Here is a 26,918-nt window from a genome sequence, read left to right on the forward strand (position 1 = left end):
ATGTTGGATGGAACGGCGGTTTTCGTACGGCTCAAAAGTCTGGATCCCGAATCGTCGGATCCCCGTCTGCGCGGGGATGACGGTGGGTTTGTGCATCGACTTGCGCAGGCCTCAAGAAAAACTTCCGTCATCCTCGCGTATGCGGCGGTCCGACGATTCGGGATCCAGAATGTTGGATGTATCGTAGATTTTCGTACGACTCAAAACTCTGATCCCCGCGTGCGCGAGGATGACGGGGGTTTGTGCATCGACTTGCGCAGGCCTCAAGAAAAACCTCCGTCATCCTTGCTCGGGCGGCAGTCCCCCTACACCAACGCCGACAACGACATCCGCCCCCAGCACCCGCTGCAATTGCCCGTTAGCGGTAAACACTGGCACCGAAACAGTGAAGCAAAACGCATCGGTGGCGCTGGAGCGGTACACGGGGGTGATGTGGCTGCTCAGTTGTTCGGCCACTGCCCGGAACCACGGCCGTTGCGCCCAGTTGCGCCCCTTGTAGCCGTCGCCTTTGTCCAGCCCTTGGGCGAAGACGTTTTCGCTCAGTTGAGTGCCGTCGCTGCCCACCAGGTAGAACAATTCGAAGCGCGAGTCGCGGCGCAGGGTATCGCGCAGGAATTCTTCGGCGCGGCGACGTCGCCGTGCAGCGAGGCCTCCATGGCCAGGCGTTCGACGCTGGCTTGCACGTCTTTATGAATCTGCAGACGAAACGCGCCCAAGCCATCGAGCAACAGGTCGCCGCTGCGGCGCACGGCTTGGCTGTGGGTCGACACCTGACCGGCTTTGCTGAGCAAGTCGGCCGCCACCCCGGCGATGTTTTGCACGTCGCCATTTATGGCGTGCACCGCGATGCCGATCTGTTCGGTGCCGGCGGCAATATGGCCGACGCGCTGGTCGAGCTGGTCCATGGCGGCGCGGGTGTTGCGCAGGTCTTCGCCCATGCGGGTCATGCCGTCGCGGCCATCGGCAACGGCGCTGTGCATGTGCTGGCCGGCGGTGCCGAGCTGGGCCATGCCGTCGCGAAAGCGTTCGATAATCTGACTGACTTTGCCGGTGGCCTCGGTGGTGTGCCCGGCCAGGCGCCGCACTTCATCGGCAACCACAGCAAAACCTCGACCATGCTCGCCAGCGCGCGCGCGGCTTCGATGGCAGCGTTCAGGGCCAGCAGGTTGGTTTGCTGGGAAATGCTGGCGATCACGCCGAGCACTTGGCTGACTTCTTCCAGTTGCCCGACCAATTGGCCGATCACGCCTTCAAGCTGCGCTTCGCTGGCGTCGATCGCATCCACTTGGCGCAGCACGGCGTCGCCGGTTTGCTGGCAGCTGCGCAAGGTTGCCGACACGTCGGCCGCCAGCTTCGCCACTTGCGCCGCACCCGGCACCAGCTCGCTGTCGAGGGTGGTGCTGACTTCTTCGCTAGCGCTGGCGATCAGCTCCGAGGCTTGCGCCAGGCGCTGGCCGCTGACCTCGGTTTCGCTGGCGATGCGCGCCAGTTCGGGGGCGTGGGCGGCAATGTCGACAGATGCGGCGAGGCTGTCGCCCAAGCGTTTATGCAGGGTCTGGGCGAAGTGGTTGAGGCGAGTATTGATGGGCTGCGCAGCGGACAATTGACTGGTCAGGTCAAGGTTGTCCACCAGCAAGCTCAAGGCGCCGTCGTCTTCTGCTCGACGGGCTTTGGTGCGCATTAGCAACATAGTTGTGTTCTCCCTGTTAGACACAGGGTCGTGCAAGCACAGTGCCACTACGCTAACGCCGAACTCTTTGGCTTACGCTCAAGCACGGGCCTTGCGCCTGCCCCGTTTTAAAAACCAACGCTGGAAACGGGGCTCGTTTTGGTGCGAACGGTTACGCCGGCAGGCGCCGGAAACCGACATAGGCCAACAGCGCCGACGCCGCTTCATAACTCAGGGCGTAAAAGTTGAAGGTCTGGCCAATAAGGCCGTCGAGGTACAAACCGGCGATGCGGCCCAGTGCAAGTGCGGCGAACAGCAGCGTGAGCAAGCTGAGCGCCGGTCGCCAATACGCAGGGCGAAAGGCGGCAGACAACAGAAATACCCCAAGCCCCAGCTGCAAGGCGCCGTAGTAGGCGCGCACATCCACCACCGCAGCGGTTTGCATCAGCAGCATGCCGGTGAGGTTGGCCATTTCTTGCGGGTACACGAAATACGCCACGCCAAAGCCACCCAATACCAGGGACTAGAAGCAGCAGAAACACACGGGCAAACAGCATCGGAACGCTCCAGCGTTTGGGGAAGGCTGCAGGATAGTCGTTCTGCCGGAAGGAAACGTAGGCGCCTTGCTGTCCTTCTGACATATCTATAAACAGCGACCCACTTTAGGCCCCACATGACCAGCGGCTATGCTGCATGGCACTTTATAACCGTGGAGTCACCCTCATGCGCCGTTTTGCTCTCGCTTCTCTTTTGTTCGCCGGCAGCCTGCAGGCCGCCGAGCCCATCGCTATCGATGTTCACCGCGACGCCAACTGCGGTTGCTGCAAAGCCTGGATCAGCCATTTGGAAACCAACGGCTTCAAAGTCACCGACCATGTGGAAACCGACATGAGCGCGGTCAAAACCCGCCTCGGCGTTCCCCACAAGCTCGGCAGCTGTCACACCGGCGTTATCGACGGCAAATTTGTCGAAGGCCATGTACCCGCCAGCGACATCCTCAAACTGCGCGCTCGCGCCGATTTGATCGGCGCCGCAGCGCCCGGTATGCCAATGGGATCACCAGGGATGGAACATGGCGACGTTCGTGATGCCTATGATGTGATCGGTGTGCAGAGTAATGGCGCCGAGCAGGTGCTGACCCACTACGACGGCAAGTGATGTAACAGACCGTCGGCCTGGCGCGAGCACCTTTAACTGGCAACACTCAAGCGCCACACAAAGGAGAAACACCATGCTCTGGAAGAAAGGCCGACGCAGCGACAACGTAGTGGATGCCCGCGACAGCGGCGGTGGTGGTGGCGGTATGCGCATCGGCGGCGGCAAAGGCCTGAGCCTCGGTGCCGTGGCGATCATCGTGGTGTTTGGGCTGGTTACCGGCCAAGACCCCATGCAAATTCTCGGGCAACTGGCCAACCAGGCTGGCGTGTCCACCGCCCCCAGCCAAACCGAAGGCCACGCGCCGCCGGCCAACGATGAACAAGCCGAGTTCGTGCGCTCGGTACTCGGCGACACCGAAGACACCTGGCGCGCCATTTTCCAACAAGCCGGCAAGCAGTATCAGGACCCCACCTTGGTGCTGTTTCGCGGCGGCGTGAACTCCGCCTGCGGCTTCGCCGATTCAGCCACCGGGCCGTTCTACTGCCCAGGCGACCGCCAGGTGTATCTGGACCTCGACTTCTTCAAAGAAATGGCTCAACGCTTCTCCGCCGCTGGCGATTTCGCCCAGGCTTATGTGATCGCTCACGAGGTCGGCCACCATGTGCAAACACTGTTGGGCGTGTCGGCTAAGGTCGACAGCGCACGGCAGAGCGGCGCCAAGATGGAAGGTGCCAACGGCCTGCTGGTCCGCCAGGAGCTGCAAGCCGACTGTCTGGCGGGCGTGTGGGCATTTCATGCGCAGCAACGCTTGAATTGGCTGGAGCCGGGTGACCTTGAGGAAGCCTTGAATGCGGCGAACGCGATTGGCGATGACCGTTTGCAGCAGCAGTCACGCGGACGCGTGGTGCCGGACTCGTTTACCCATGGCACGTCGCAGCAGCGGGTGCGTTGGTTTAAGGCGGGGTATGAAGGCGGCAAGGTGAGTGGGTGCGATACGTTTAAGTGCGACGACGCTGTAGGGGTGATCAGACGCTGCAGATCAACATCTCGCGGCTAAAGCCGCTCCTACAGAAATCGCGCACCCTGTGGGAGCGGCTTTAGCCGCGATGCTCTACCATCCGCCACCCTGTTCTCGCGGATATTCAGGGTATGAAAATCGCTCTGCTGCCGGCCGCTCTGGCCTTGTTCTGTGTGCTGGCTCATGCCGAAGGTGAAGCCGAAACAACACCCGAAGCGCCGCCCAAAGCGCTGACCACCCAGGTCGAACACTTGGTGGCCGCGCTCAGCGACAGTTTCGCCACCGGCTACCCCGAAGCGACCCTGGCGCAAGATCTTGACCTGGGCAGCCACAATTACCTGACGCTGGCCGTGTTCACCGTGGAAGGCTTTTCCATGGGCAACAGCTACAACCAGTACCTGGCGGTGTTCGAGCCCGATGCCAACGAGGCCGGCGAGCCGCATTACCGCTTGATCGATGTGATGCAAATCGGCGGTGACATGCGCCGCTCGATTGATGCCCTCAAGGCTACCGCCAGTCGCGACGAAACCAGCGGCGCCGTCACGTTTAACATCCCCGCCATGGCCAATACCGAAGACGATTCACCCAATTTTCCAAGCCTGCCGGTGGTGATTACCTTGCGCTTGGAAAATGACCGTCTGGTCGAAGGTAAAACCCTGAAAACCGACGCCAGCAAAACGCCGCTAGCAAGCGCAACGAAAGCAGCTAATATGCCTGATCGTCGTAGCTGTCCGGGGTGTTCAAGCCATGCGTCTTGCCGAGTTTATCGTCGCCACCGTTGACCGCATCGTCGATGAATGGGAGGCCTTTGCCATGACCATTCGTCCCGCTGCCGACAGCATGAATAAGGTCGAACTGCGCGACCATGCCAAGGCCATTCTGCTGGCCGCCGCGCGCGACATGAACACCGCGCAAACGCGCATGGAAAGCGCGGCCAAAGCCATGGGCGAAGGGCCGGACAAAACCCCGAGCCTTGACGTAGCGGCCGCCAGCCACGGCGAGCTGCGCCATCAGGTGGGGTTTGACCTGGTGCAAATGACGTCCGAATTCCGCCATCTGCGCGCCAGTGTTATCCGTTTGTGGACCGACAGCCTGGTGCAGATGGAACTGGTGCACATGCGCGACCTGATCCGCTTCAACGAAGCCATCGACGAAGCGCTGGCCGAATCCACGGCCGCCTACGCCGAGCAGGTCAATCACTCCCGCGATATTTTCCTGGCCATTCTTGGCCACGACCTGCGCGCGCCGTTGCAGGCGGTGAGCATGTCCAGCGAATTGCTGGCCAGCAAGCAGGGCCTGGACGACAAAGCCCGCAGCCATGTGCAGCGCATCCGCAACAGCACCCGGCACATGAGCGGCATGGTTAACGACCTGTTGGAATTCGTGCGCAGCCGACTGGGCAACAGCCTGCCCATCGTGCGCTCGCCCGTCGACATGAGCCTGTTGTGCCAGGCCGCTATCGACGAAGCCAGCGCCGGCCAGCCGCTGAGCGATCTGCGCTTTGAAATGAGCGGCGACACTGAGGGCGAGTGGGATCAGGGCCGGATTGAACAGCTGCTGCAAAACCTGATCGGCAACGCCCTGCAACACGGCGCCAGCAACCTGCCAATCACCGTGCGCCTGATCGGTGAAACCGACAGCGTGACCTTGGTAGTGCACAACCAGGGCGAGCCCATTCTGGAAAGCGCCATCTCCACCATCTTCTTCCCGCTCGTGCGCAGCACCAGCGACCGCGCCGGCGAAACCAGCCTGGGTCTGGGCTTGTTCATCGTCAACGAAGTGGTGCTCGCCCACGGCGGCACCGTCAACGTGAGCTCCAACCACGAAGACGGCACCACATTCACGGTGATGTTACCCAAGCGTTGAGCGCTTACGGCGCCATCACCGGCGCGCCATAGCCGGCGGAAAACAGCAGGCCCAACACCACGGGCATAACCGCCGCACTTCCCAGATTGCCGATCAATACCATCGACGCCACTTTGTGCGGGTCGCGGTGGTATTGCTCGGCGAGCATGTAGTTGAGTACCGCTGGCGGCAGCGCCGCGAACACCCACAGGCAGGCCAGTTGCAGGCCTTGCAGGTCGAGCAGTTGGATAAGTGGCCAGGCGAGAATCAAGCCACTCGCAGGGCAGGCAATCGCGCCGAGCAGGCCAATTTTCCAGGCGCTGAAGTCCACGTCTAGCATGCGTACACCGAGGGCGAAGAGCATCAGCGGCACGCTGGTGGTGCCCAGCATGGTCGCCGACTCCAGCAGCCAGTGCGGCAGGTGTAGACCGCTCAGGTTGATGGCCAAACCAGCAATAGTCGCCAGCACCACGGGAATTCGATACAGGCGCCACAGCGGCGTGGCGGGGTCGAGCATGCGCAGGCCGACGGTGAAGTGCAGCAGCATTTCCACGATAAACAGCACCACGGCTGCCGGCAGCGCTTTCTCGCCGAATGCCAGGGCCATCAGTGGCAAGCCCATGTTGCCGGTGTTGCTGAACATCATCGGCGGTAGAAAGGTGCGCAGGTCCAGCTTCAGCCAGCGCGCAAACGGCCACAGCACCAGCCCCGAGCCCAACACAATCCCCGCCCCGGCGAGCGCCAGGCTGGCGTAGTCCTGCAGCGCCGCCTTGCTGTCGGCCAGCACGGCGAATACCAGCAGCGGCACCAGCAATTCCATGTTCAGGGTGTTAAGGCCGCGCATGTCCGGTTTGCGCAGATGGCCGTACAGCGCACCGCAGCCGGTGATCAAAAACACCGGCATCAGGGTTGAGAGAATCTGGGAAAACATGACCGCTCCAGACGACAAAGGAAGAAGGCGAGATCGTTAGGGTGGCAAGCATCCTGCCGGGGCGCTTGGGGCGATACAACCCCTACTAGCGTCTTGGTAGCGTCTAGCCAGCGCCTTTGCGCTGAAATAGTGGCCTTTCTGACAGCCCGTCGATTTTTCCCGCCCTATCGACGAATGGCCGTCCATCCTCCGCCGATGGCGGTAACCTCGGACCGCTCTAGCCTGCGGCTTCGCGTCATAAAGCTCCACAGAGAGCCCACCGCAGGCGACAAAACACGGGTAACGCCAGCGTGCCAACCGCTGCCGTTACAGGCTGAGCGCCCCTGCCAGCGTGCAAGCCACTCCTTACTCAACATCTGGAGTGATCAATGATGACGTCGTTAAAGGCCACGCTGCTGGCCGCCGCACTGTTTGCCTGCGCCGCCGCCCACGGCCAGGTGATGGAACGCGAACTGGGCCCCTACGATTTACAACTTGGCACCACGCCCACCCGCAGCATGGCGCAGGGCCTGGTGCAGCCGGCGCAGAACGGCACCTTTCAAGGCGGCCTCGACCTGACCCACGAGAGCGGCTGGTACCTGGGCCAATGGTCGCCCAGCATGGGCATCGCCCGAGACAGCCAGCTAGAGCTCGATTCTTACAGCGGCTTCAAGCGCCCGTTCAACAACCGTTTCGGCTACGAAATGGGCCTGATCCGCTACAGCCATCCCGGCTTCAGCGCCAATGACAGCAACGAGTATTACGCCGGCCTGACCCTGCTCGACAGCCGCTTCGGCGCGGCCTTCAGCCAGGCGCCGGGGCGCGCCGACAGTACGTTGTTAATGGACCTGGCGCTGAATCCGCCGTTGGCCATGAACCTGTCAATGAAGTACGCCAATCACACGCTGGACGACGCGGTGACCTACGGCGATGGCGGGGTGGTGCGGGTGTTCAACGATTGGTCGCTGAACCTGTCGCGCCCGTGGGCAGGCATCGACCTGAACCTGTCGTACAGCGGCTCCACGTTGAGCGGGCCGCAATGCGTGGCGTATTCGGGGCACAACGGCTACTGCGAGGATTACTTCATGTTCAAGGCAGAGCGGTCGCTGTTCTGACGGCGGCGCTACTCGCTGAGAAAACGGCCAAGCTGGCTTTTCAGCTGACGGTTTTCCCGGCGCACCTGCTCCAGGTCGTCGAGCAGCTGCAAGGCCAGGGCAATGCCCGACCATTCCATCTCCAATTCGCGCTGTAGCCGTGCGGCGCGGCGGCAGGTGATCAGCGCGTGCTGATCGAATTGCCAGTTGTCCGGGCCGCGCCCGGCCGGATCGATGATGCCGTGCTCGACGATTTCCATCAGCAGTGAGGTGGGAATCGCCACGGTCTGACAAATTTCTTGCATGCCTAATGGGTCGCTCATGCTCATTTGCTCCATTCGCTGCGGGGATCGAAGTCGACTTTCTGCGCCAGTTTCTCCCAGAGTTTGCGCGCATCGTCGCTGGTGGTTTTTGGCATCACAACTTTGAGCTGCGCATACAAATCGCCGCGCTCTCCGGCTTTGGTGCCCAAGCCTCGGCCTTTAATGCGCAGACGCTGGCCGCTCTGGCTGTTGGCCGGAATGGTCAGGGTGATACGGCCGTTTAACGTCGGCGCCTCGACTTTTGTACCCAGCGCAGCTTCCCAGGGCGCCAACGGTACGGTGAGCACCAGGTCGCTGCCCTGCACATCAAACAAGGGATGGGGCGCGAAGCGCACGTTCAGGTACAGATCGCCCGGCTGCCCGCCAGCGCTGCCGGGGCCGCCCTGCCCTTTCAGGCGGATGCGCTCGCCGTCGCTGACGCCGAAGGGAATCTTCACGTTGAGGCTTTTGCTCTGCGCCGCCTGGCCCATGGCGGCGGGGAGCTGGAAGGAAATCTTCTTCGCCTCGCCGGTTAGGGTTTCCTCAAGAAACACCGGCAGCTCCATTTCCACATCCTGGCCTTTGCGAGCACGGTTGCGCGCCTCTTCAGCGCCGCCGCCACGGCGAAATATCGACTCGAAAAAATCGGAATAATCGCCGCCGTAGGCATCGGTAAACGCTCCGGCGCCCGGCTGCCGACCACGCGGGTGCTCGAACGGCCGGCCGTGCTGGCCGTACTTGCGCAGGTCATCGAACTCGGCGCGCTTGTCGGCATCCTTGAGCACGTCATAGGCCTCGGCCACTTCCTTGAAGTGGACTTCGGCGTCCTTTTCTTTGCTCACATCCGGGTGGTACTTGCGCGCGAGCTTGCGGTAGGCGGCTTTGATCGCCTTTTCGTCCGCGGTGGGCTCGATGCCCAGAATTTTGTAGTAGTCCTTAAAGTCCATCGTCACTCCGGGTAAAAACTACTGCGCTCGGTTAAGCGGCGTTGAAAGGTGGATTCAAAAATGCTCATTGGCTACAGCCAACTCCGCTTTTTTCACCACCTTTCGCCTTGCTTTCCCTGCGCTCGCTACGTTTTTACAGTCAGCGGGAAAGCGGCGGCAATTGCCTGATCAGTAGTTTTTTCTAGCGAAGCTGGCTGTCTTTGCTGCCGCGTCGGTTATACCCGGCGCTGGCCGAGTTTGCTTTGTCGTGTTCCGCCTGGCAGGCGACGCACAGGCGCACGCCGGGAATGGCCTGGCGCCGCGCCTCGGGGATGGCGGCGTCGCATTCTTCGCAGTGTTTGAGGCTTTCGCCCTTGGGTAGATTGCTGCGCGCACGCGCGATGGCGTCTTCGATGCTGCTGTCTATCTGCTCTTGTACGGCTCCATCACTTGCCCAACCGCCGGCCATGATCTGTCTCCCGCTCGTTTGCGTTAGAGAAAGATATGGGCGCGCGGGTGTTTTTTTACAAGCTCAAGCGGCATGGAGCTGCATGAACGGTCGGATTATTCCTTCACTTCCATAAACTCTTTCGCCCAGAGCAAATAGTCTTCGGGGTGCGTGTATTTGTGCGAAAGCTCCGATGCGCTGAGATCACTGGCGACCACTTGGCGCTGTTCGCGCAGGCAGTCGTAGGTGGCTTTGATGGCGGCGAAATACGCAGCATGACCGTCCACCACAATGCGCACGCCCAGGCTGGCAAGTCGGGCGTCGTCGCGTAGCGACGGGTTGCCATAGGTCACCAGCATGATCGGCACGGTGAGGTGCGCGGCGATGCGTTCCAGGTGTTCGAAGTCGGTGATGCCGACCATGCAGATGCCGTCGGCACCGGCGGCCTGATAGGCCAGGGTGCGGCTGATGACTTCATCCACCGACAGCACGCCGGCATTGGTGCGGGCAATGATGGCCAGCGCGGCATCGACACGCGCTTCCAGTGCTGCGCGAATTTTGCCGACACCTTCTTCCACGGGAATCAGGTCGGTGGACTTGCGCCCGAACTGCGCCGGCAGCAGCGTGTCTTCCAGCGTCAGCGCGGCGACGCCGGCGCGCTCGAGTTCCTTCACGGTGCGCATTACGTTCAGCGCGTTGCCGTAGCCGTGGTCGGCATCGGCGATCACCGGCAGGTTGGCGACGCGACCGATGCGGGTGGCCTGTTCAACAAATTCGCTGAGCGTAATCAGGGCGAAGTCGGGCGCTGCCAGTACCTGCAAGGAGGCAACCGAGCCGCCGAGAATGCCGACTTCGAAACCGAGGTCGCCGGCAATGCGCGCAGACATGGGGTCGAACACCGACGCGGTGTGGTAGCAGAATTCGGATGACAGCAACGCACGGAAGGTGCCGCGCAGCGCATGGTGGGAGGCTCTGGGCATAGGGGTTCCAACAGCTGTTTTTATTGGTGGTATGAGTCGTTACCTAACCTTAGCAAGACACATACCCGCTGCCAGCTTAACCCACGGCCCCTTTCTAGAGCCTTTCGACGGCGTGTTGCTGGCTGAGGGTGGCGAATTTACGCCGCCGCCAGCCATGTAGGGGCGGCAAACCGCCACTACCTGATAAATGGTCCTTCAATGGCTGATCATCCACGGCCGCCCGGCCGGTTTGCCTTTCATGGCGTGAGGATTGGCCTTGGTCGGCGCCAAGGGTTTATTGGCGCTGCAGCAGCCGCAACCGGCCGGGTGTTTGCGCGCTTTGCTTGTACTCATCGAGCGTTTGCGGCGCATGGGCGCTGCGCTCGTTGGCCGCGTGGGCGCGGCGCTGGCTGCCGGCCATGGTCGACAGGCACGGCGCCGAGAGAATCACCCGTTTGCTGGTGCTGCCGCAGGCTGGGCACAGGCACGGTTCGTCGCGGTCCGCCATAGGGCGCAGCATCGTAAAGTCGCCGCAGTCGGCGCAGTCGTATTCGTAGATGGGCATTGGGTTGTCCCTTGAGGGCAATCGCGGCTAAAGCCGCTCCTACAAACCGCACCCTCTGTAGGAGCGGCTTTAGCCGCGATTGGCCAGACCTGAAAACAACGTTCTCTACATCAGGGTTTCATCACCTGGACCATGCCAACGCCGCCCGGCCCCGGCACAGCCCAGGCGACGAAACTCATTTGTCCGGCGCTTTGGGTAGGTCGATGCTGCCATCGAGGTACTTGGTCGGGCCGGAGGCATTCGGGTTGATGTCGAATTCGAAAATCTCAGTCGGCAGCCACAAGGTGGCGCAGGCGTTGGGGATATCCACTACGCCGCTGATATGGCCCTGCACCGGCGCGGAGCCGAGGCAGCGAGTAACCCTGGGCCGGTGAGTAGCCGAACTTGGTCAGGTAGTTGATGGCGTTCAGGCAGGCCTGTTTGTAGGCCAGGTTGACGTCGAGGTAATGCTGCTTGCCGGCGTCGTCTACCGAGATGCCTTCGAAGATCAGGTAATTGTTGTACGTCGGCACGATGGGGCTGGGTTTGAAGATTGGGTTCTTGATGCCGTACTTGGCCATGCCGCCTTTGATCAGCTCGACTTTCATGTGCACCCAGCCGGCCATTTCGATGGCGCCGCAAAAGGTGATTTCGCCGTCGCCCTGGCTGAAGTGCAAATCGCCCACCGACAGCCCGGCGCCGTCCACATACACAGGGAAGAAAATCTTCGAGCCGCGCGACAGGTCTTTGATATCGCAGTTACCGCCGTGCTCGCGCGGCGGCACGGTGCGCGCGCCGGTCATGGCCGCCAGGTCGCGCGCCTCACCTTTCATCTTGCCCATGTGCGCGGTTGGCGCCATCGGCGCGTTGGCCAGCGGCGGCACGCGGGTGGGGTTGGTGTCGATCAGTTCCTGCTCGCGCTTGTTCCACTCGGCGAGCATTTTGTGATCCGGCAGGCAGCCAATCAGGCCGGGGTGAATCAGGCCGGCAAAGTTAACGCCCGGAATGTGCCGCGAGCTGGTGAACATGCCTTTGAAATCCCAGATGGACTTCTGCGCTTCGGGAAAATAATCAGTGAGAAAACCGCCGCCGTTCTGCTTGGAGAAAAAGCCGTTGAAACCCCACAGCGAATCCGGCTTGGCGCCGATGTCGAGCAGATCAACCACCAGCAAATCGCCGGGTTCGGCACCGTGCACGCCCACCGGGCCGGAGAGGTAGTGCACGGTGGTCAGGTCCACATCACGCACGTCGCTGGCGTCGTCGTTGTTCTTGATCGCGCCGGCGGTCCAGTCATAGGTTTCCAGAATGAAATCGTCGCCCGGCTTGACCCAGCAAGCCATTGGAATGTCCGGGTGCCAGCGGTTGTGAATCTGCTCGTTTTCGGTGGCGGCCTGGTTGAGGTCAACCTTGATCAGCGTATCGGTCATGACGAAGCTCCTGGACCTTGTGAGGGTGGTGCGCAGTGAAGCGCCGGGGTACGGAGCTAGTCTTGTTCGGCTGGGGAAATGGATAAATACGTTGGATGACGTATGCGTGCAGGGCTTGAATGGCGGGGGCTACAGCGGATTTTCGGGCGGGCGAAAAGCATCGCGGCTAAAGCCGCTCCCACAGTTGTACTCGCACCCGTGGGAGCGGCTTCAGCCGCGATTGGTGGAACAGGCAATCACACCGACAAATACCGGCTGATGGTTTTCTCATCCACGTTATCGCGCGTTTCCTCGACCACGAATTTGCCTTTTTCGATGACCAGAAAACGGTCGGCGATCTCCATGGTGAAGCTCAGCACCTGCTCGGACACCACGATGGTCAGGTCGCGCAGGTTGCGGATTTCTTTCAGCTTGTGGGCGATGTCTTTGATGATCGAGGGCTGGATGCCTTCGGTGGGTTCGTCGAGCAGCAGCACCTTGGGGTTGGTGGCCAGGGCGCGGGCAATTGCCAGTTGTTGTTGCTGGCCGCCGGAGAGGTTGCCGCCTTTGCGCGAACGCATTTCGTGCAGCACGGGGAACAACGCGTAGAGGTCGTCCGGCACCTTGCCTTTGGCTGATGCGGGCAGGCCGGTCTGGATGTTCTCCAGCACGGTCATGTGGGAAAAAATCATTCGGCCTTGCGGCACATAGGCGATGCCGTGCTCGACGCGCTGGTGGGTTTCCAGCTTCGACACGTCGTGCCCGTCTACCGAGATTTGCCCGCCCCACTGCGGCAGCACGCCCATCAGGCTTTTGAACAGCGTGGTTTTGCCCATGCCGTTGCGGCCCATGACCGCGACGATTTCTTTTTTCGCGACATCAAGGTTCAGCTCGTGAAGGATTTGGCTCTGGCCGTAGCCGGACACCAGGTTGGAAATGGTGAACATAGGGTGTGCCTCTTGTTCGCAATAGATGAAATACCCGGCCCTCACCCCCAGCCCCTCTCCCGCAAGCGGGCGAGGGGAGTTCAAACGCGGTCTCCGTCCAATCCCCTCGCCCGCTTGCGGGAGAGGGTGCCCGAAGGGCGGGTGAGGGGCTGTTCGACCTCAATGCCCCAGATAAACCTCAATCACCTTCGGATTACTCTGCACCGCCTCCATGCTCCCTTCCGCCAGCACCTTGCCCTGGTGCAGCACGGTCACGCGGTGGGCGATGCTTTTCACGAACTCCATGTCGTGCTCAATCACCAGCACCGAGCGCCCCTGGCTGATGCGGTTGAGCAGGTCGGCGGTTTGCACCCGTTCGCTCACGCTCATGCCGGCCACCGGTTCGTCGAGCATCAGCAGCGCCGGGTCTTGCATCAGCAACATGCCGATCTCCAGCCATTGCTTCTGGCCGTGGGAAAGCAGGTCGGCCTGTTTGTCGAGAAAGTCGCTGAGGAAGATTTCACCGGCCACCTCCTCCACCCGCGCAATCACCTCGGCGCTGCGCTTGAAAAACAGCGCGCCGAACACTTTGCGCCCGGCCGGGTACGACATTTCCAGGTTCTCGAACACGGTGAGGTTTTCGTAGATCGAGGGGTTTTGAAACTTGCGGCCGACGCCGGCGCGAACGATGTCGTACTCGCGCATTTTGGTCAGTTCACGGCCTTCGAATTCGATGCTGCCAGCGGTGGATTTGGTCTTGCCGCAAATCAGGTCCAGCACCGTGGTTTTGCCGGCGCCGTTGGGGCCGATCACCACGTGCACTTCATTGCGGTCGACGTACAGGTTGAGGTCGTTCACGGCCTTGAAGCCGTCGAACGAAACCGTCAATCCTTCGATGGCCAATACCGGTTTGGCCGCTTGAAATCCGGCGGGGCTGTTCATGGCGTGGTCTCCAGTTCGCGCGGTGCGGTTTTCGGTTCAGGCTTGACGGCAAACACACGGGCTTTGGTTTCCGGCACGCCAAACAGTTTTTTGCCCAGAGCAAAACGCGACAGCCATTTGCGCCCGTGGCTTTCCCACAACCCGGCGATGCCGTTGGGGAAGTACATGACCACCACGATAAACAGCCCGCCCATCAGGTACAGCCACAGCTCGGGGAAGCTCTCGGAGAAATAGGTTTTGCCAAAGCTCACCAGCAAGGTGCCGTACACCGCGCCAAGCAGCGACATGCGCCCGCCTACCGCGGCAAAAATGACCATTTCAATCGACGGCACGATGCCGACGAAGCTCGGGGACATGAACCCGACCTGCAAGGCAAACATCGCCCCGCCAATGGCCGAAAACGCCGCCGCCACGCAGAACACGAAGACCTTGAAACTGGCCACGTCGTAGCCGGAAAAACGCACGCGCTCTTCCTTGTCGCGCATGGCCATGAGCAGGCGGCCGAGCTTGGAGGTGAGGATGAAACGACCGAGCAGCACGCAGCCCAACAACAGGAAGGCGTTAACGAAGTAGAGAATGGTTTTCGAGCTGTCCGGGCGGATGTCCCAACCGAGTAAGGTTTTCAAATCGGTGATGCCGTTGACGCCGCCAGTAAGCCCCTGCTGGCCGATGATGAGGATGGTCAGAATGGCCGCAATCGCCTGGGTAACGATTGAGAAATACACATCGCCCACTCGCCGTTTGAACATCGCCACACCGATGATCAGCGCCAGCAACGTCGGCACCGCCACCACCGCCAACAGCGCAAAGCTGAAGCTGTGAAACGGCTGCCACATCATCGGCAGTTCGGTGATCTGGTTCCAATCCATAAAGTCCGGAATGCCGGGTGTGGATTGAATTTTGGTGCTCTCGGGGTCGGATGCTTCGAGCTTCAAAAACATCGCCATGCAGTAGCCGCCAACGCCGAAGAAAATGCCCTGGCCCAGGCTCAAAATGCCGCCGTAACCCCAGCACAACACCAGGCCAACGGCGACGAAGGCGTAGGTCAGGTATTTGCCGACCATGTTCAGGCGGAAGGTGTCGAGCAGCAGCGGGAACACCACCAATATCAGCGTGGCCAGCACCAACAGGCCAATGGCCCCCTGCTTGCCACCAAGCAGGCTTTCGTATGCGTTTTTCATGGGCGGTTTCTATCGTGTGTTCGTGCATTTCGCCAGCAAGCTGGCTCCTACGAAGAGCAGACCGCACTCCCCTGTAGGAGCCAGCTCGCTGGCGAACCTCCAGCCAACTCACTTCCTGACCTTGATTGAAAACAGCCCTTGCGGGCGCAGCATCAAAATCAAAATCACCGCCGACAACGTCAGCACCTTGGCCATCGAACCCGAGAGGAAAAACTCCATGATCGATTGCGCCTGGGCGATGGTGAAGGCCGAGGCGATGGTGCCCACCAGGCTGGCAGCGCCGCCGAAGACCACGGTGAGAAAGGTGTCGACGATGTACAGCGAACCCGCTGTCGGCCCGGTGGAACCGATGGTGGTGAACGCAGCGCCAGCCACGCCCGCCACGCCGCAGCCGAGGGCAAAGGTCATGCGGTCGACCCGCTTGGTGTTGATGCCCACGGCACGGCTCATCACGCGGTTTTGCATGGTGGCGCGCACCTGCAAGCCCCAGCGCGAGCGGTACAGCATGAGGAAAATGGTGGCGGTCAGCGCGGCGGTGAGGGCCATCACGAACAGGCCGTTCTTGGGAATATCCACCGCTGCCGTGGGGCTCCAGGAGCCCATGATCCACTCGGGCATTTCCGCGCCCACTTCACGGGCGCCGAAGATCGAGCGGAAGGCTTGCTGCATTACCAGCGAAAGGCCCCAGGTGGCCAGCAGCGTGTCCAGCGGCCGGTGGTACAGCTTGCTGATCATCGCCCACTCCACCAGCCACCCGAGGCCGCCGGCGATAAAGAACGAGGCGATGATCGCGAAGAAAAAGTAGTACGGCTGCAAGGCCGGTACGTAGTGCAGCGTGAGCGTGGAGATCACGTACGTGGTGTAAGCGCCAACGGTGAGGAACTCGCCATGGGCCATGTTGATCACGCCCATTTGCCCGAAAATAATCGCCAGGCCGAGTGCCATCAGCAGCAGCACACAGAACACCGACAAGCCGTTGAACCCCTGCATGACGGCGATTGCGCCGAAGTCGGTAAGCCATTCCATGAGTGGACTCCTGATGGTGGTGGGATGGATGCGCAAAGCGACCGAGTAAAACCCGCCCCTCACCCCAGCCCTCTCCCCGGAGGGGCGAGGGGGGCGGACAGGTGTTACGCCGTCATCAACGCAACGCAGGTCGGTCCCCTCCCCCCGTGGGAGAGGGGCTAGGGTGAGGGGGGACTTTCAGCCCTTACTGATAACCCTTAGGAAACGGATTCGGCTCAATCAGCTCCGACTCATGCACGACCTTGAACGTACCGTCGGCCTGAATTTCGGCGATGCGCGCCTTGCTCCACAGGTGATGGTTGTCGTGCACTTTCACGTAGCCTTCGGGCGCTGTGGTCAGTTCGATGCCAGGCGAGGCGGCGACCACTTTGTCCACATCAAAGCTGCCGGCTTTTTCCACGGCGGCTTTCCACAACCAGGGGCCGAGGTAGCCGGCCTGGGTGACGTCGCCGATCACCGAGTCCTTGCCGTACTTGGCTTTGAATTCCTCAACGAATTTCTTGTTGTTGGGGTTATCCAGGGTTTGGAAGTACTTCATCGACGAGTAGAAGCCCTTCATGTTCTCGCCGCCGATACCGAGCATTTCGTCTTCGGTAACCGACAGGGTCAGCAGGGTTTGCTTGTCGCTGGTGATGCCGGCGGCTTTCAGTTGTTTGTAGAAGGCCACGTTGGAGCCACCGACCACGGCAGCGAACACCACGTCGGGTTTTTTCAGTTTGATTTTGTTGGTCAGCGAACCGAACTGAGTGTTGCCGAGCGGGTAGTACTCTTCGCCAACCACGGTGCCGCCGAGCACGTTTTCGATGTGCTTGCGGGCGATTTTCATGGAGGTGCGCGGCCAGATGTAGTCCGAGCCCAACAGGTAGAAGGTTTTCGCGCCCTTCTCTTTGGCGATCCAGTCGAGGCTGGCGAGAATTTGTTGGGTGGCTTCCTGGCCCGTGTAGATCACGTTTTTCGACTGCTCAAGGCCTTCGTAAAACGTCGGGTAGTAGAGCAAGCCGTTGTCTTTCTCGAAGATTGGCAACACCGCTTTGCGCGAGGCCGAGGTCCAGCAGCCAAACACCGTGGCGACCTTGTCGCTCTCCAGCAGCTTCTTGGCTTTTTCGGCGAAGGTCGGCCAGTCGGAGGCGCCGTCTTCCTGAATCACTTTAATCTGCCGACCCAGAATGCCGCCCGAGGCGTTGATCTGGTCGATGGCCAGGCGTTCGGCCTGAATGGCGCCGGTTTCGGAAATGGCCATGGTGCCGGTGGCCGAGTGCAGCTGGCCGACGGTGACGGTGGTGTCGGTAACCGCCAGGCCCGTGGTATTGGCCGCATCCGCCAGCACGCTCTGGCTGAACACGCTCGCCGCCAGCAGCGACAGTGCCGCCGCACCGAGCGCCAGCCGACGGGGAAGAAAGCTCGTCAATCGTGAATCCATGATGCTGCTCCTCTGGTAGTTGGCCTCCCCGGCTCGCCTTTCGGGTACCGGCTTGGGGTTGCAGCAAGGATGGGGCGCAGCAGCGTGGCGGCGGTATACGCAGGTTGACGTAAGCGCATACGTCATCTGACGTACAGCCGCCTGCCCCGGCCTGGTGCAAGCTAGCCGCACGCCACGCAGCCAGACAAAAGCCCAGGCGCAGCAGACGCGCGTATTAACGGGGGCGCAGGCCGTAAACGGGCCGGGGCATGGAAGTTGCTCGGCACCCCGCAGGCCTTTTCCTTCCGAGCTTCAGGAGCCCGACGTGCAACCCACCGGCACCCAGCGCATCGTCAAGATTCGCCGCGACTACAACAGCTGGGTCGCCGACGAGACCATGGAGGACTACGCGCTTCGCTTCACGCCACGCTCGTTTCGCAAATGGTCGGAGTGGCGCATCGCTAATACGGCGATTGGCGCGGTGTCGTTTCTGGCCCTGGAAGCCATCGGCGGCGCGCTGGCGCTGAGCTACGGATTCACCAACACGCTGTGGGCCATTCTGGCGGTGAGCCTGGTGATTTTTCTCACCGGTTTGCCCATCAGCTACTACGCCGCGCGCTATGGCGTGGACATGGATTTGCTCACCCGCGGCGCCGGCTTCGGCTATATCGGCTCGACCATCACCTCGCTGATTTACGCCAGCTTCACCTTCCTGTTTTTCGCCCTGGAAGCGGCGATCATGGCCTTGGCGCTGGAGCTGTATTTCCACATTCCGCTGGCCTTGGCCTATGTGATTTGCTCGGTGCTGGTGATTCCCCTGGCCGCTTACGGGGTGACGCTGATCAGCCGTTTGCAGCTGTGGACGCAGCCGCTGTGGATTGTGCTGTTGCTGCTGCCGTATCTGTTTGTCGCGTGGAAAAATCCGGAAGCACTGAGCGACTGGACCAGCTTTGCCGGCCGCGAAGGGGAAGGCGGCGCGTTCAATCTGCTGTCGTTCGGCGCCGCCTGCACGGTGGCCTTGGCGCTGATTACGCAGATTGGTGAGCAGGTCGATTACCTGCGCTTTCTGCCGGAAAAAACCACCGCCAACCGCAAACGTTGGTGGGCCGCATTGCTGATGGCCGGGCCCGGCTGGATTATTCCCGGCGCGCTGAAAATGCTCGCCGGGGCGTTCCTGGCCTTCCTGGCGTTGCAGCATGAAATTCCCATGGAGCGCGCCGCCGAGCCCACGCAGATGTACCTGGTGGCGTTCGGCTACGTGTTCGGTTCGCCGCAGTTGGCGCTGGCGGCGATGGTGCTGTTCGTCATCGTGTCCCAGGTAAAAATCAACCTGACCAACGCCTACGCCGGCTCGCTGGCGTGGTCGAATTTCTTCGCCCGCGTCACCCACAGCCACCCGGGCCGCGTGGTGTGGTTGGTGTTTAACGTGGCGATTGCCTTGATGTTGATGGAGCTCGGGGTGTTCGAGGCCATCGAAGAGGTGCTGGGGTTGTACGCCAACGTCGCCATCGCCTGGATTGGCGCGGTGGTCGCCGACCTGGTCATCAATAAACCGCTGGGCTTGTCGCCGCGCCATATCGAGTTCAAGCGCGCTCATCTTTATGACATCAACCCGGTGGGCGTCGGCGCCATGCTGGTGGCCTCGTTGCTTTCGGTGCTGGCCCATGGCGGGGTGTTCGGCGCCATGCTGGAAGCGGCGTCGCCGGTGGTGGCGCTGGGCACCGCCTTTGTCACCGCGCCGCTGATTGCCTGGCTGACCAAGGGCCGCTTCTACATCGCCCGCAGCAGCGCGCCGCAATTGCTCTACCCCGCCGGGCCGGTCGCGCAGTTGCAATGCGGCTTGTGCAGCAACGCCTTCGAGGCGCCGGACATGGCGTTCTGCCCGGCCTACAGCACGCCGATTTGCTCGCTGTGCTGCTCGCTCGACGCCCGCTGCGGCGACGCCTGCAAGCCGCAGGCACGACTGGTCGATCAGATGGATAACTTCGTACGCTGGCTGTTCCCCCGCGCTTCGATTCCCCGTTTGCACAGCCGCCTGGCGCAATACCTCGGACTGCTGCTGGTGCTGGTGGCCTTGCTGCTTGGCGCCCTGCTGATGATTTACAGCCAGGTGTCCCACAGCCTGCTGCCCCACTCGCCGCAGGTGCAACAGACGCTGTACCTGGCCTTTCTCAAAGCCTTTCTCACCCTCACCGTGTTCGCCGCCATTCTCGCCTGGTGGGTGGTGCTGACCCGGGAAAGCCGGCGCGTGGCGCAGGAAGAATCGGACCGGCAAACCGTGCTGCTGATGCAGGAAATCGAAGCCCACAGCCGCACCGACGAGGCGCTGCAAAAAGCCAAAGAGGCCTCGGAAGCGGCGAATGCGGCGAAGAGCCGCTACGTGACCGGGCTGTCTCACGAGCTGCGCACGCCGCTCAATAGCATCCTTGGCTACACCCAGATTCTGCAACGCGACAGCGCCATGCCAGGCCAGCACCACGACGCCCTGGCCACCATTTACCGCAGCGGCTCGCACCTGCTCTCGCTGATCGATGGGCTTCTAGACGTGGCCAAGATCGAAGCGGGCAAGCTACAACTGGAACTCAGCGAAATTCCCTTCCCCGAATTTATCCACGACCTTCAGCGCATGTTCACGCCGCAAGCCGAAGAGAAAGGCCTGCACTTTCGCCTGGAGCAGCAAGGGCGTATGCCGACCGTGGTGCGCGGCGACGAAAAGCGCGTGCGGCAAATTCTGATCAACCTGCTCGGCAACGCCGTGCGCTTTACCGACAGCGGCGAGGTGTGTTTGCGCGTGAGCTATATGCGCGAGACGGCGACGTTTGAAATCGTCGACACCGGCATCGGCATTGCGCCGGAGCAAATCGAGCGGATTTTCCAGCCGTTCGAGCGCGGCGACCTGATGCGCCAGGACAACGGGGTGGGCCTGGGCCTGACCATCACGCGCATGCTCACCTCGTTAATGGGCGGCGAGTTGTCGGTGCGCAGCGTGCCGGACCAAGGCACTTGTTTTCAGGTGCGCCTGTTTCTTTCCGAAGTGCGCGTGCCGCAGGCGGTGGTGCACGTTGAGCACGACATCATTGGTTATCAGGGCCCACGCCGGCTGATTCTGCTGGTGGACGACCATATTGAGCACCGCCGCATTCTTGCCGGCATGCTCGAGCCGCTGGGTTTTGATATCGCCCAGGCCGCCAGCGGGCAGGAAGCGATTCGTCAGGTGGCGCTGTTAAACCCGGATCTGATCCTGATGGACCTTTCGATGCCGCACATGGATGGCTGGGAAACCAGCCGGCTGATCCGGCGCAACGCGCTGTCACTGGCGCCGATCATCGTCATTTCCGCTAACGCCTTTGCCGACGACCGCGAGCGAAGCGTCGCCGCGGCCTGCAACGATTACCTCGCCAAGCCGGTACATACGCCCGCCTTGCTGGAGAAAATCCAGACGTACCTGGGCCTGCGTTGGGTGAAGCGCGCCAACGTGGTCGCCGGGCCTGCGCAGGCACTGGTAGCGCCGTCAGCCGGCGCCTTGGCTGAACTCTACGAGCTGGGCGAGCTGGGCTATATCAAAGGCATTTTGGAAAAACTCGACTGGCTCGACCAACACGAACCGGTGAGCGCGACCTACACGCAGAGCCTGCGTGCGCAGGTAAAACGCTTCCAGCTGAACGAATTCAATCGCCGGGTAAAAGACGCCCTGCAACACCTCACCCACCCCACCGACGCGCCTGCCGAGGAGACGCCATGAACGCGCTCACTGCCCACCAGGGCATTGTGCTGATCGTCGATGACACGCCAGACAACCTGGCGTTGTTATCCGACGCGCTCGACATGGCCGGCTATATGGTGCTGGTCGCCCTTGACGGCGCCAGCGCTCTGGAGCGCATGCAGCGCCGTCGTCCGGATGTGGTGCTACTGGACGCGATGATGCCGGGGCTGGATGGCTTTGAAACCTGTCGAAGGATCAAGGCGCAGGCCGAGCTGGCCGACATCCCCGTGCTATTCATGACCGCCCTGTGCGACAGCGAACACGTGGTGGAAGGCTTCGCGGCCGGCGGCATCGATTACGTGACCAAGCCGATCCGCCCTGACGAAGTGCTCGCCCGTGTCGCCGCCCACCTGCGCACCGCTCGCAGCCTGCAATCGGCCCGCAGCGTGCCGGCCTTGCGCCCCGCACCGACCCAGGCGCAAACCCAGGAAGCACTGGCCCAGCGCTTCCAACTGACGGAACGGGAAGTGGAAGTGCTGCAATGGGTGAGTTGCGGCAAAACCAACCGTGACATCGGCGACATTCTCGGCCTGAGCCCGCGCACCGTGAACAAACACCTGGAGCACGTTTACGTAAAACTCGGCGTGGAAACCCGCACCGCCGCAGCGGCGGTGGCGATTGCGGCAGGGCGCTGATTTCTGAAGATACCCAGCCCTCGTAGGAGCGAGCTTGCTCGCGAAGCTTTTTAAAAGAGCTTCGCGAGCAAGCTCGCTCTACCCCGCGCACGCCGCACGCCGCACCGTAACGGTGCGCGCGCGCGTACCGCTCGCACCAAATAAAACCTGACCACTGCCCCAGTTTTACCCCACCCCGCCCACCACGGGCGTTGGCGGGTTTGGCACCGCCCTTGCTCTGCACCCGTTATTGAATCTGCCGGTACACCGTTATGTTGGTCATCCATTCCCGTATCCAGCCACAGCAGAGCTGGGACGCCGAATTGCATTTGAGCTTTGCCGCACGCAGTAAAAGTCGCCTGCGCTGCTTTACGGTCTCCGGCGAAGACGTCGGCTTGTTCCTGGAACGTGGCCAGCCGGCGCTGCACGATGGCGAGTTTCTCCAGGCGCAAGACGGGCGCGTCGTTCGTGTCAGCGCCAGCTCTGAACGCTTGCTGCACGTCACCTGCGCCAATGCCTTCGAACTGACCCGCGCCGCGTACCATCTGGGAAATCGCCATGTCACCCTGCAGTTGGGCGATGGCTGGCTGCGCTTGCCGGAAGACTACGTGCTGCAAGCGATGCTTGAGCAGTTGGGCGCCACGGTCGAACTTATCGACGCGCCGTATCAACCCGAGCAAGGCGCTTACGGCGGCGGCCACCACCATTCTCACGCTGGCGATGAAGAATTCAGCTACGCGCCGCGCCTGCACCAATGTGGCGTGCGCACGTGAGCATCGGCCCGCTGAGCCCGGCCTGGGCGCTGATGCGCCTGGCCAGCCCGCAGCTGCCAATCGGCGGCTACAGCTACTCGCAAGGCCTGGAAATGGCGGTGGAGCGCGCGCAGGTGTGTGACCCGGAAAGCGCCCAACGCTGGATCGCCGATCAACTGCTGCTCAACCTCGCCCGCTTCGAAGCGCCGCTATTGCTGGCCCATTGCACCGCCGCGCTGGCCGGCGACTGGTCCGCGCTGGCCACGCTGAGCGAACAACACCGCGCCAGTCGCGAAACCCGTGAGCTGCAGCAAGAAAGTCGGCAAATGGGCTATTCGCTCAAGCAACTGCTTGAAGGCTTGCCGGAACTGGATGACGACGCCCGTGGCTTTCTCGCCCAACAATCCGAGCCTGGTCTGGCCGTGATGTGGGCATTGGCCGCACGCGCCTGGGCCATCAGCGCTGACGACGCGCTGGCCGCGTGGCTGTGGGGCTGGCTGGAGAACCAACTGGCGGTGCTGATGAAAACCCTGCCGTTGGGTCAGCAAGGCGCACAGCGCCTGACATCTCAGCTGCTGCCTTTGCTGCAGCACGCCCACGTTCAGGCACAACACTGCTCACCCGAACAACGAGGCAGCGCGGCCTTTGGCCTGGCGTTGGCCAGCATGGCGCACGAGCGCCAATACAGCCGCCTCTTCCGCTCTTGATCGCCAAAAGGAACAGACACTCATGAACAGCCAACCTCTACGCGTCGGCATCGGTGGCCCGGTAGGCTCCGGCAAAACTGCGCTCACCCTCGCCCTGTGCCTGGCGCTGCGCGACCGCTACAACCTGGCCGTAGTGACCAACGACATTTACACCCAGGAAGACGCGCAATTTCTCGTACGAAACGAAGCGCTGGCGCCAGAACGCATCATCGGCGTGGAAACGGGCGGCTGCCCGCACACCGCGATTCGTGAAGATGCTTCCATCAATCTGGAAGCTGTCGACCAGCCTCAATCGTCGCTTTCCTGGCCTGGACCTGATCATCGTCGAATCGGGCGGTGACAACCTTTCGGCTACGTTCAGCCCGGAACTGTCCGACCTGACCTTGTACGTGATCGATGTCTCGGCGGGCGACAAGCTGCCACGCAAGGGCGGGCCGGGCATCTGCAAATCCGACCTGCTGGTGATTAACAAAGTTGATTTGGCACCGATGGTTGGCGCGTCGCTGGAAGTGATGGAGCGCGACACCAAGAAGATGCGCGGCGACAAGCCCTTCGTGTTCAGCAACCAGAAAGTCGGCCAAGGTCTGGACGAAATCATCGCCTTTATCGAAAAACAGGGCCTGCTCACCGCAGCCTGAAACGTCCGCCGTTTTTATAAAAAGGAGCTCACATGAATCTGCGTAAAGCCCTGTTTAGCCTCGCGCTGTTTCTGTCCCCCGCCGTGGCATTCGCTCCACCCTGGGCACGACAGCAGCGGCCTGCTCGCCGGCATCGCTCACCCGATCACCGGCCTCGACCATTTGCTCGCCATGCTGGCGGTCGGGCTGTGGGCGGCACAACAGAAAGGGATGGCGCGCTGGGCGCTGCCGGTAACGTTCGTCGGCACCATGCTGCTGGGCGGCGTACTGGGATTCGAAGGGCTGCAGTTGCCGTTTATGGAAACCGGTATTGCCGCTTCCGTGTTGGCGCTGGGCTTGTTGGTGGCTGTAGCCGTGCGGCCTCCAGTGGCCGTGGCCATGGCGCTGACGGCATTGTTCGCACTGGCCCATGGCGTGGCGCATGGCCTGGAATTGCCTGAAGTGGCGAGCCCGTGGGGTTATGCGGCCGGCTTCGTAGCGGCGACTGCGGCGTTGCATGCGGCCGGCTATGGCTTGGTTCGCGTATTGCCGTCTGCTGCCGCGCCGCTGGTGCGGATTGCTGGCGCGGTATCGGCTGGCGCTGGGGCCTGGCTGCTGGTGAGCTAAGCCGACGAGCCTGACGTTACGGAGCCCTCTCCCGCGCGACCGTTGTCCTGTGGGAGAGGCTTCACCTCGATGAGGCCAACACCGTTTAAACGTGTACCGCCACTCGCAACGCTTCGTAGGAACCTGCCGCAGCAATGCCCACCGCTGCGGCCAATTCTAAAACCCGCTCCAGATCGGTGGCGTACACCAACACCGCCTGCATCTCATCGTCCAGCGGCTGACTGAAATCCACCAGCACATAGCCTTTGGTTTCCGGACTCAAGGCGCTGAGTTGCACCTGAATACGGTTCATCGCCGTGAGCGGTTCGGTTTTCTGCAGCTGCTTGGGCTTTATGTTGAAGGTCACTTCTTTGCCAAACGAGTCGATGATCTGTTGCAGCAGGTCGGGGTAGCTGTCTGCCTGGAACAACACTGTTTCCGGCAGGCTGCCCACCACTACCCATTCGCCGAGTGGGATGGGGAATGTATCGTCGTAGTTGATATCCGGATTAGCTGCCAGAAAGGCAGCCGGATCGGCGTAGGCTTGCGCCGCTTCGTCCGCAATCTTGTCGATTTCCTCGGCGCCCATGCACCCCGAACTTATTTTGCTGATCAGTTCTACGAGTTGGTCTTTCATGGGGAGCTGGTCCTGGCTGAGTTGAGGGCGCCAAGGATATCGCGAAGGTGCGAGCCCTGCTATTTGGCGAACAGTTGGCCGATGTCTTTGAACGCCTTGAACTCCAGCGCGTTGCCGCACGGATCGAACAGGAACATGGTGGCCTGCTCGCCAACCTGGCCCTGGAAGCGGATGTGCGGCTCAATCACGAACATCAGGCCTTTTTCCTGCAGGCGCTTGGACAAGTCTTCCCACTCCTGCCAACCCAGCACCACGCCGAAATGCGGCACGGGGACGTCGTGACCATCAACTTCGTTGGTCATGACCTGTTCCTGAGAGGAGGTTTTCGGGTGCTCGTGGATCACCAACTGGTGGCCAAAGAAATTGAAATCGACCCACTTCTCGCTGGAGCGGCCTTCAGCCAGACCAAAGGTTTCACCGTAAAACTGGCGCGCAGCGGGAAGATCGAACACTGGAATAGCCAAATGAAAAGGGGAAAGACTCATGCGAAATGCCTCAACAAGACGTGGGAATGACTGCTCAGGTTTGAGTCTAGCCTTGTAGTTATGAATTGAAAGACGGTATTTTTTGCACCGAGCACAAATTATTTCGATCAATCCCACAGACGAGCCGAGCCAATGCTGCGCGAACTAAAGACGTTTCTCGCCGTCGCGCGGTATGGCACCTTTGCGGCGGCAGGCACGCACATCGGCCTCACGCAGTCGGCTGTAAGCGCGCAGATTCGCAACCTGGAGCGCGCGCTGAACCAACAATTATTTGATCGAACCGGGCGCCAGGCCGTGCTCAACGCCGCTGGCAAGCGCGCACTGCCCATGGCTGGCGAAATGCTGGAGCTGTTCAGCCGCATGGCCACCGTAGACAGTGCGGGGGAATGCAGCGGCGAGTTGCGAATTGGCGCCATTGCCAGCGTACAGACTGGCTTGTTGCCTAGCGCACTGCTGCGTTTGCGCCAGGCCGCGCCGAGAGTTGAGCCGAAGCTGGTGCCAGGCGTTTCGCTCAATCTGCTCAGCCAAGTGGACGCCGGCGAGCTCGATGTCGCCATTTTGATTCGCCCGCCCTTCCCTTTGCCTAAAGAACTGCATACCCAGCTACTGCGCCAGGAGCCGTTTGTGTTGGTGGTGCCGGAAGGATTGCAGGGCGACGACCCGCTGCAGATTCTTAGCGAGCAACCGTTAGTGCGCTACGACCGCACTTCGTTTGGGGGGCGATTGGTGAGCCGGTTTCTACGCGAGCAACGGTTGGATGTGCAGGTTGCGCTAGAGCTGGATGAGTTGGACGGAATTGTGAAGATGGTCGAATGCGGCCTGGGCGTTACGCTGATTCCTCTGGCCGGGCTGTGGCTCGAGTTGGGCGCTAAGGTACGAATTATCGAGTTGGGAGAGCTGACGTTTCACCGCGAGCTGATCATGTTGCTGCGCCATAGCCAGCGGCATCTCCCGATTCAGCAGTTATTCATTGACTGCATCCAAGGAAACTAACCACGCGCCCATAAAAAAACCCGGCTTGGTTGGCCGGGTTTTTCAGGTGAG

The 26,918-nt window shown here is 61.4% G+C and carries 24 protein-coding genes and 6 pseudogenes; 12 read left to right on the top strand and 18 right to left on the bottom strand.

What is annotated here, in order from left to right; all coding sequences use genetic code 11:
- Window positions 1-279: 279 nt before the first annotated feature.
- The 4 genes and pseudogenes from ACZZZP_RS19655 to ACZZZP_RS19670 all read right to left on the bottom strand — a co-directional run bounded on the left by ACZZZP_RS19655 (window position 280) and on the right by ACZZZP_RS19670 (window position 2,168).
- Window positions 280-576, bottom strand: a complete 297-nt coding sequence (locus ACZZZP_RS19655; RefSeq protein WP_463536784.1) for a PDC sensor domain-containing protein — start codon at window positions 574-576, stop codon at window positions 280-282.
- Window positions 540-1,204: pseudogene (locus ACZZZP_RS19660) on the bottom strand (methyl-accepting chemotaxis protein); the annotation flags it as partial. The pseudogene ACZZZP_RS19660 and the gene ACZZZP_RS19655, both read right to left, overlap by 37 nt.
- A pseudogene (locus ACZZZP_RS19665) lies at window positions 1,187-1,690 on the bottom strand (methyl-accepting chemotaxis protein); the annotation flags it as partial. The pseudogenes ACZZZP_RS19660 and ACZZZP_RS19665, both read right to left, overlap by 18 nt.
- A gap of 151 nt (window positions 1,691-1,841) precedes the next feature.
- The gene (locus ACZZZP_RS19670; RefSeq protein WP_463536785.1) at window positions 1,842-2,168 is read right to left on the bottom strand and encodes a DUF4345 family protein; all 327 of its coding nucleotides are present in this window, start codon (window positions 2,166-2,168) and stop codon (window positions 1,842-1,844) included.
- Between the two features lie 224 nt (window positions 2,169-2,392).
- Here ACZZZP_RS19670 and ACZZZP_RS19675 point away from each other — a divergent pair, with 224 nt between their 5' ends.
- The 4 genes from ACZZZP_RS19675 to ACZZZP_RS19690 all read left to right on the top strand — a co-directional run bounded on the left by ACZZZP_RS19675 (window position 2,393) and on the right by ACZZZP_RS19690 (window position 5,651).
- The gene (locus ACZZZP_RS19675) at window positions 2,393-2,827 is read left to right on the top strand and encodes a DUF411 domain-containing protein (protein WP_463383831.1); all 435 of its coding nucleotides are present in this window, start codon (window positions 2,393-2,395) and stop codon (window positions 2,825-2,827) included.
- A gap of 73 nt (window positions 2,828-2,900) precedes the next feature.
- A complete protein-coding gene (ypfJ, locus tag ACZZZP_RS19680) occupies window positions 2,901-3,824 on the top strand; it encodes a KPN_02809 family neutral zinc metallopeptidase (RefSeq protein WP_463536786.1) in 924 nt (307 codons plus the stop codon).
- A gap of 92 nt (window positions 3,825-3,916) precedes the next feature.
- The gene (locus tag ACZZZP_RS19685; protein WP_463536787.1) at window positions 3,917-4,567 is read left to right on the top strand and encodes a hypothetical protein; all 651 of its coding nucleotides are present in this window, start codon (window positions 3,917-3,919) and stop codon (window positions 4,565-4,567) included.
- Window positions 4,533-5,651: a sensor histidine kinase gene (locus ACZZZP_RS19690; protein ID WP_463383834.1), complete on the top strand. Its 1,119-nt coding sequence runs from the start codon at window positions 4,533-4,535 to the stop codon at window positions 5,649-5,651. Before ACZZZP_RS19685 ends, ACZZZP_RS19690 begins: the two co-directional genes overlap by 35 nt.
- 4 nt (window positions 5,652-5,655) lie before the next feature.
- On the opposite strand, the gene ACZZZP_RS19695 is transcribed toward ACZZZP_RS19690, so the two are convergent.
- Complete coding sequence (locus ACZZZP_RS19695) at window positions 5,656-6,561, bottom strand: AEC family transporter (protein ID WP_122494659.1); 906 nt, start codon at window positions 6,559-6,561, stop codon at window positions 5,656-5,658.
- 368 nt (window positions 6,562-6,929) lie between these two features.
- Here ACZZZP_RS19695 and ACZZZP_RS19700 point away from each other — a divergent pair, with 368 nt between their 5' ends.
- Complete coding sequence (locus ACZZZP_RS19700; protein ID WP_463383835.1) at window positions 6,930-7,655, top strand: TorF family putative porin; 726 nt, start codon at window positions 6,930-6,932, stop codon at window positions 7,653-7,655.
- Window positions 7,656-7,663: 8 nt separating this feature from the next.
- Here the strand turns inward: ACZZZP_RS19700 and ACZZZP_RS19705 are convergent, their stop codons facing one another.
- The 11 genes and pseudogenes from ACZZZP_RS19705 to urtA form a co-directional block, all read right to left on the bottom strand.
- On the bottom strand, window positions 7,664-7,957 hold the full coding sequence (locus ACZZZP_RS19705; protein ID WP_241000575.1) for a chaperone modulator CbpM: 294 nt from the start codon (window positions 7,955-7,957) through the stop codon (window positions 7,664-7,666).
- 2 nt (window positions 7,958-7,959) lie between these two features.
- Complete coding sequence (locus ACZZZP_RS19710; RefSeq protein WP_463383836.1) at window positions 7,960-8,883, bottom strand: DnaJ C-terminal domain-containing protein; 924 nt, start codon at window positions 8,881-8,883, stop codon at window positions 7,960-7,962.
- A gap of 181 nt (window positions 8,884-9,064) precedes the next feature.
- A complete protein-coding gene (locus ACZZZP_RS19715) occupies window positions 9,065-9,331 on the bottom strand; it encodes a DksA/TraR family C4-type zinc finger protein (protein ID WP_122494665.1) in 267 nt (88 codons plus the stop codon).
- Between the two features lie 95 nt (window positions 9,332-9,426).
- A complete protein-coding gene (locus tag ACZZZP_RS19720) occupies window positions 9,427-10,290 on the bottom strand; it encodes an isocitrate lyase/PEP mutase family protein (protein ID WP_122452231.1) in 864 nt (287 codons plus the stop codon).
- Between the two features lie 195 nt (window positions 10,291-10,485).
- Window positions 10,486-10,834 (bottom strand): annotated as a pseudogene (locus ACZZZP_RS19725) (FmdB family zinc ribbon protein).
- Window positions 10,835-11,009: 175 nt separating this feature from the next.
- Window positions 11,010-12,240 (bottom strand): annotated as a pseudogene (gene fmdA, locus ACZZZP_RS19730) (formamidase).
- Between the two features lie 236 nt (window positions 12,241-12,476).
- A complete protein-coding gene (gene urtE / locus ACZZZP_RS19735; RefSeq protein ID WP_122494669.1) occupies window positions 12,477-13,166 on the bottom strand; it encodes an urea ABC transporter ATP-binding subunit UrtE in 690 nt (229 codons plus the stop codon).
- Window positions 13,167-13,325: 159 nt separating this feature from the next.
- A complete protein-coding gene (urtD, locus tag ACZZZP_RS19740) occupies window positions 13,326-14,087 on the bottom strand; it encodes an urea ABC transporter ATP-binding protein UrtD (protein WP_122494671.1) in 762 nt (253 codons plus the stop codon).
- Window positions 14,084-15,268 carry an urea ABC transporter permease subunit UrtC gene (gene urtC, locus ACZZZP_RS19745; protein ID WP_122494673.1) on the bottom strand — a complete coding sequence of 395 codons (1,185 nt, stop codon included), beginning with the start codon at window positions 15,266-15,268 and terminating at the stop codon, window positions 14,084-14,086. The genes urtD and urtC overlap by 4 nt, the downstream gene beginning before the upstream one ends.
- Window positions 15,269-15,376: 108 nt before the next feature.
- Window positions 15,377-16,294 carry an urea ABC transporter permease subunit UrtB gene (gene urtB / locus ACZZZP_RS19750; protein WP_463383838.1) on the bottom strand — a complete coding sequence of 306 codons (918 nt, stop codon included), beginning with the start codon at window positions 16,292-16,294 and terminating at the stop codon, window positions 15,377-15,379.
- Window positions 16,295-16,478: 184 nt separating this feature from the next.
- Window positions 16,479-17,714 carry an urea ABC transporter substrate-binding protein gene (gene urtA, locus ACZZZP_RS19755; RefSeq protein WP_122494675.1) on the bottom strand — a complete coding sequence of 412 codons (1,236 nt, stop codon included), beginning with the start codon at window positions 17,712-17,714 and terminating at the stop codon, window positions 16,479-16,481.
- Between the two features lie 304 nt (window positions 17,715-18,018).
- On the opposite strand from urtA, the gene ACZZZP_RS19760 reads away from it, so the two are divergent.
- The 6 genes and pseudogenes from ACZZZP_RS19760 to ACZZZP_RS19785 all read left to right on the top strand — a co-directional run bounded on the left by ACZZZP_RS19760 (window position 18,019) and on the right by ACZZZP_RS19785 (window position 24,773).
- A complete protein-coding gene (locus tag ACZZZP_RS19760; protein WP_122494677.1) occupies window positions 18,019-21,435 on the top strand; it encodes an ATP-binding protein in 3,417 nt (1,138 codons plus the stop codon).
- Complete coding sequence (locus ACZZZP_RS19765) at window positions 21,432-22,091, top strand: response regulator (RefSeq protein ID WP_463383839.1); 660 nt, start codon at window positions 21,432-21,434, stop codon at window positions 22,089-22,091. The genes ACZZZP_RS19760 and ACZZZP_RS19765 overlap by 4 nt, the downstream gene beginning before the upstream one ends.
- A 251-nt stretch (window positions 22,092-22,342) precedes the next feature.
- Window positions 22,343-22,843, top strand: a complete 501-nt coding sequence (gene ureE, locus ACZZZP_RS19770) for an urease accessory protein UreE (protein ID WP_463536788.1) — start codon at window positions 22,343-22,345, stop codon at window positions 22,841-22,843.
- A gap of 11 nt (window positions 22,844-22,854) precedes the next feature.
- Window positions 22,855-23,529, top strand: coding sequence for an urease accessory protein UreF (locus ACZZZP_RS19775; RefSeq protein WP_463384757.1), 675 nt, complete (start codon window positions 22,855-22,857; stop codon window positions 23,527-23,529).
- 22 nt (window positions 23,530-23,551) lie between these two features.
- Window positions 23,552-24,167 (top strand): annotated as a pseudogene (gene ureG / locus ACZZZP_RS19780) (urease accessory protein UreG).
- 32 nt (window positions 24,168-24,199) lie between these two features.
- A pseudogene (locus ACZZZP_RS19785) lies at window positions 24,200-24,773 on the top strand (HupE/UreJ family protein).
- An 85-nt stretch (window positions 24,774-24,858) separates the two neighbouring features.
- Here ACZZZP_RS19785 and ACZZZP_RS19790 read toward each other — a convergent pair.
- Both ACZZZP_RS19790 and ACZZZP_RS19795 read right to left on the bottom strand, forming a co-directional pair.
- A complete protein-coding gene (locus ACZZZP_RS19790; protein WP_463383842.1) occupies window positions 24,859-25,389 on the bottom strand; it encodes a hypothetical protein in 531 nt (176 codons plus the stop codon).
- A gap of 59 nt (window positions 25,390-25,448) precedes the next feature.
- The gene (locus ACZZZP_RS19795) at window positions 25,449-25,874 is read right to left on the bottom strand and encodes a VOC family protein (protein WP_122494686.1); all 426 of its coding nucleotides are present in this window, start codon (window positions 25,872-25,874) and stop codon (window positions 25,449-25,451) included.
- Window positions 25,875-26,006: 132 nt separating this feature from the next.
- On the opposite strand from ACZZZP_RS19795, the gene ACZZZP_RS19800 reads away from it, so the two are divergent.
- Window positions 26,007-26,867 (top strand): LysR family transcriptional regulator, encoded by an 861-nt coding sequence (locus ACZZZP_RS19800; RefSeq protein WP_463536789.1) that lies wholly within the window; start codon window positions 26,007-26,009, stop codon window positions 26,865-26,867.
- Window positions 26,868-26,918 lie beyond the last annotated feature (51 nt).

It is taken from the genome of Pseudomonas sp. AC211, from assembly GCF_979258055.1.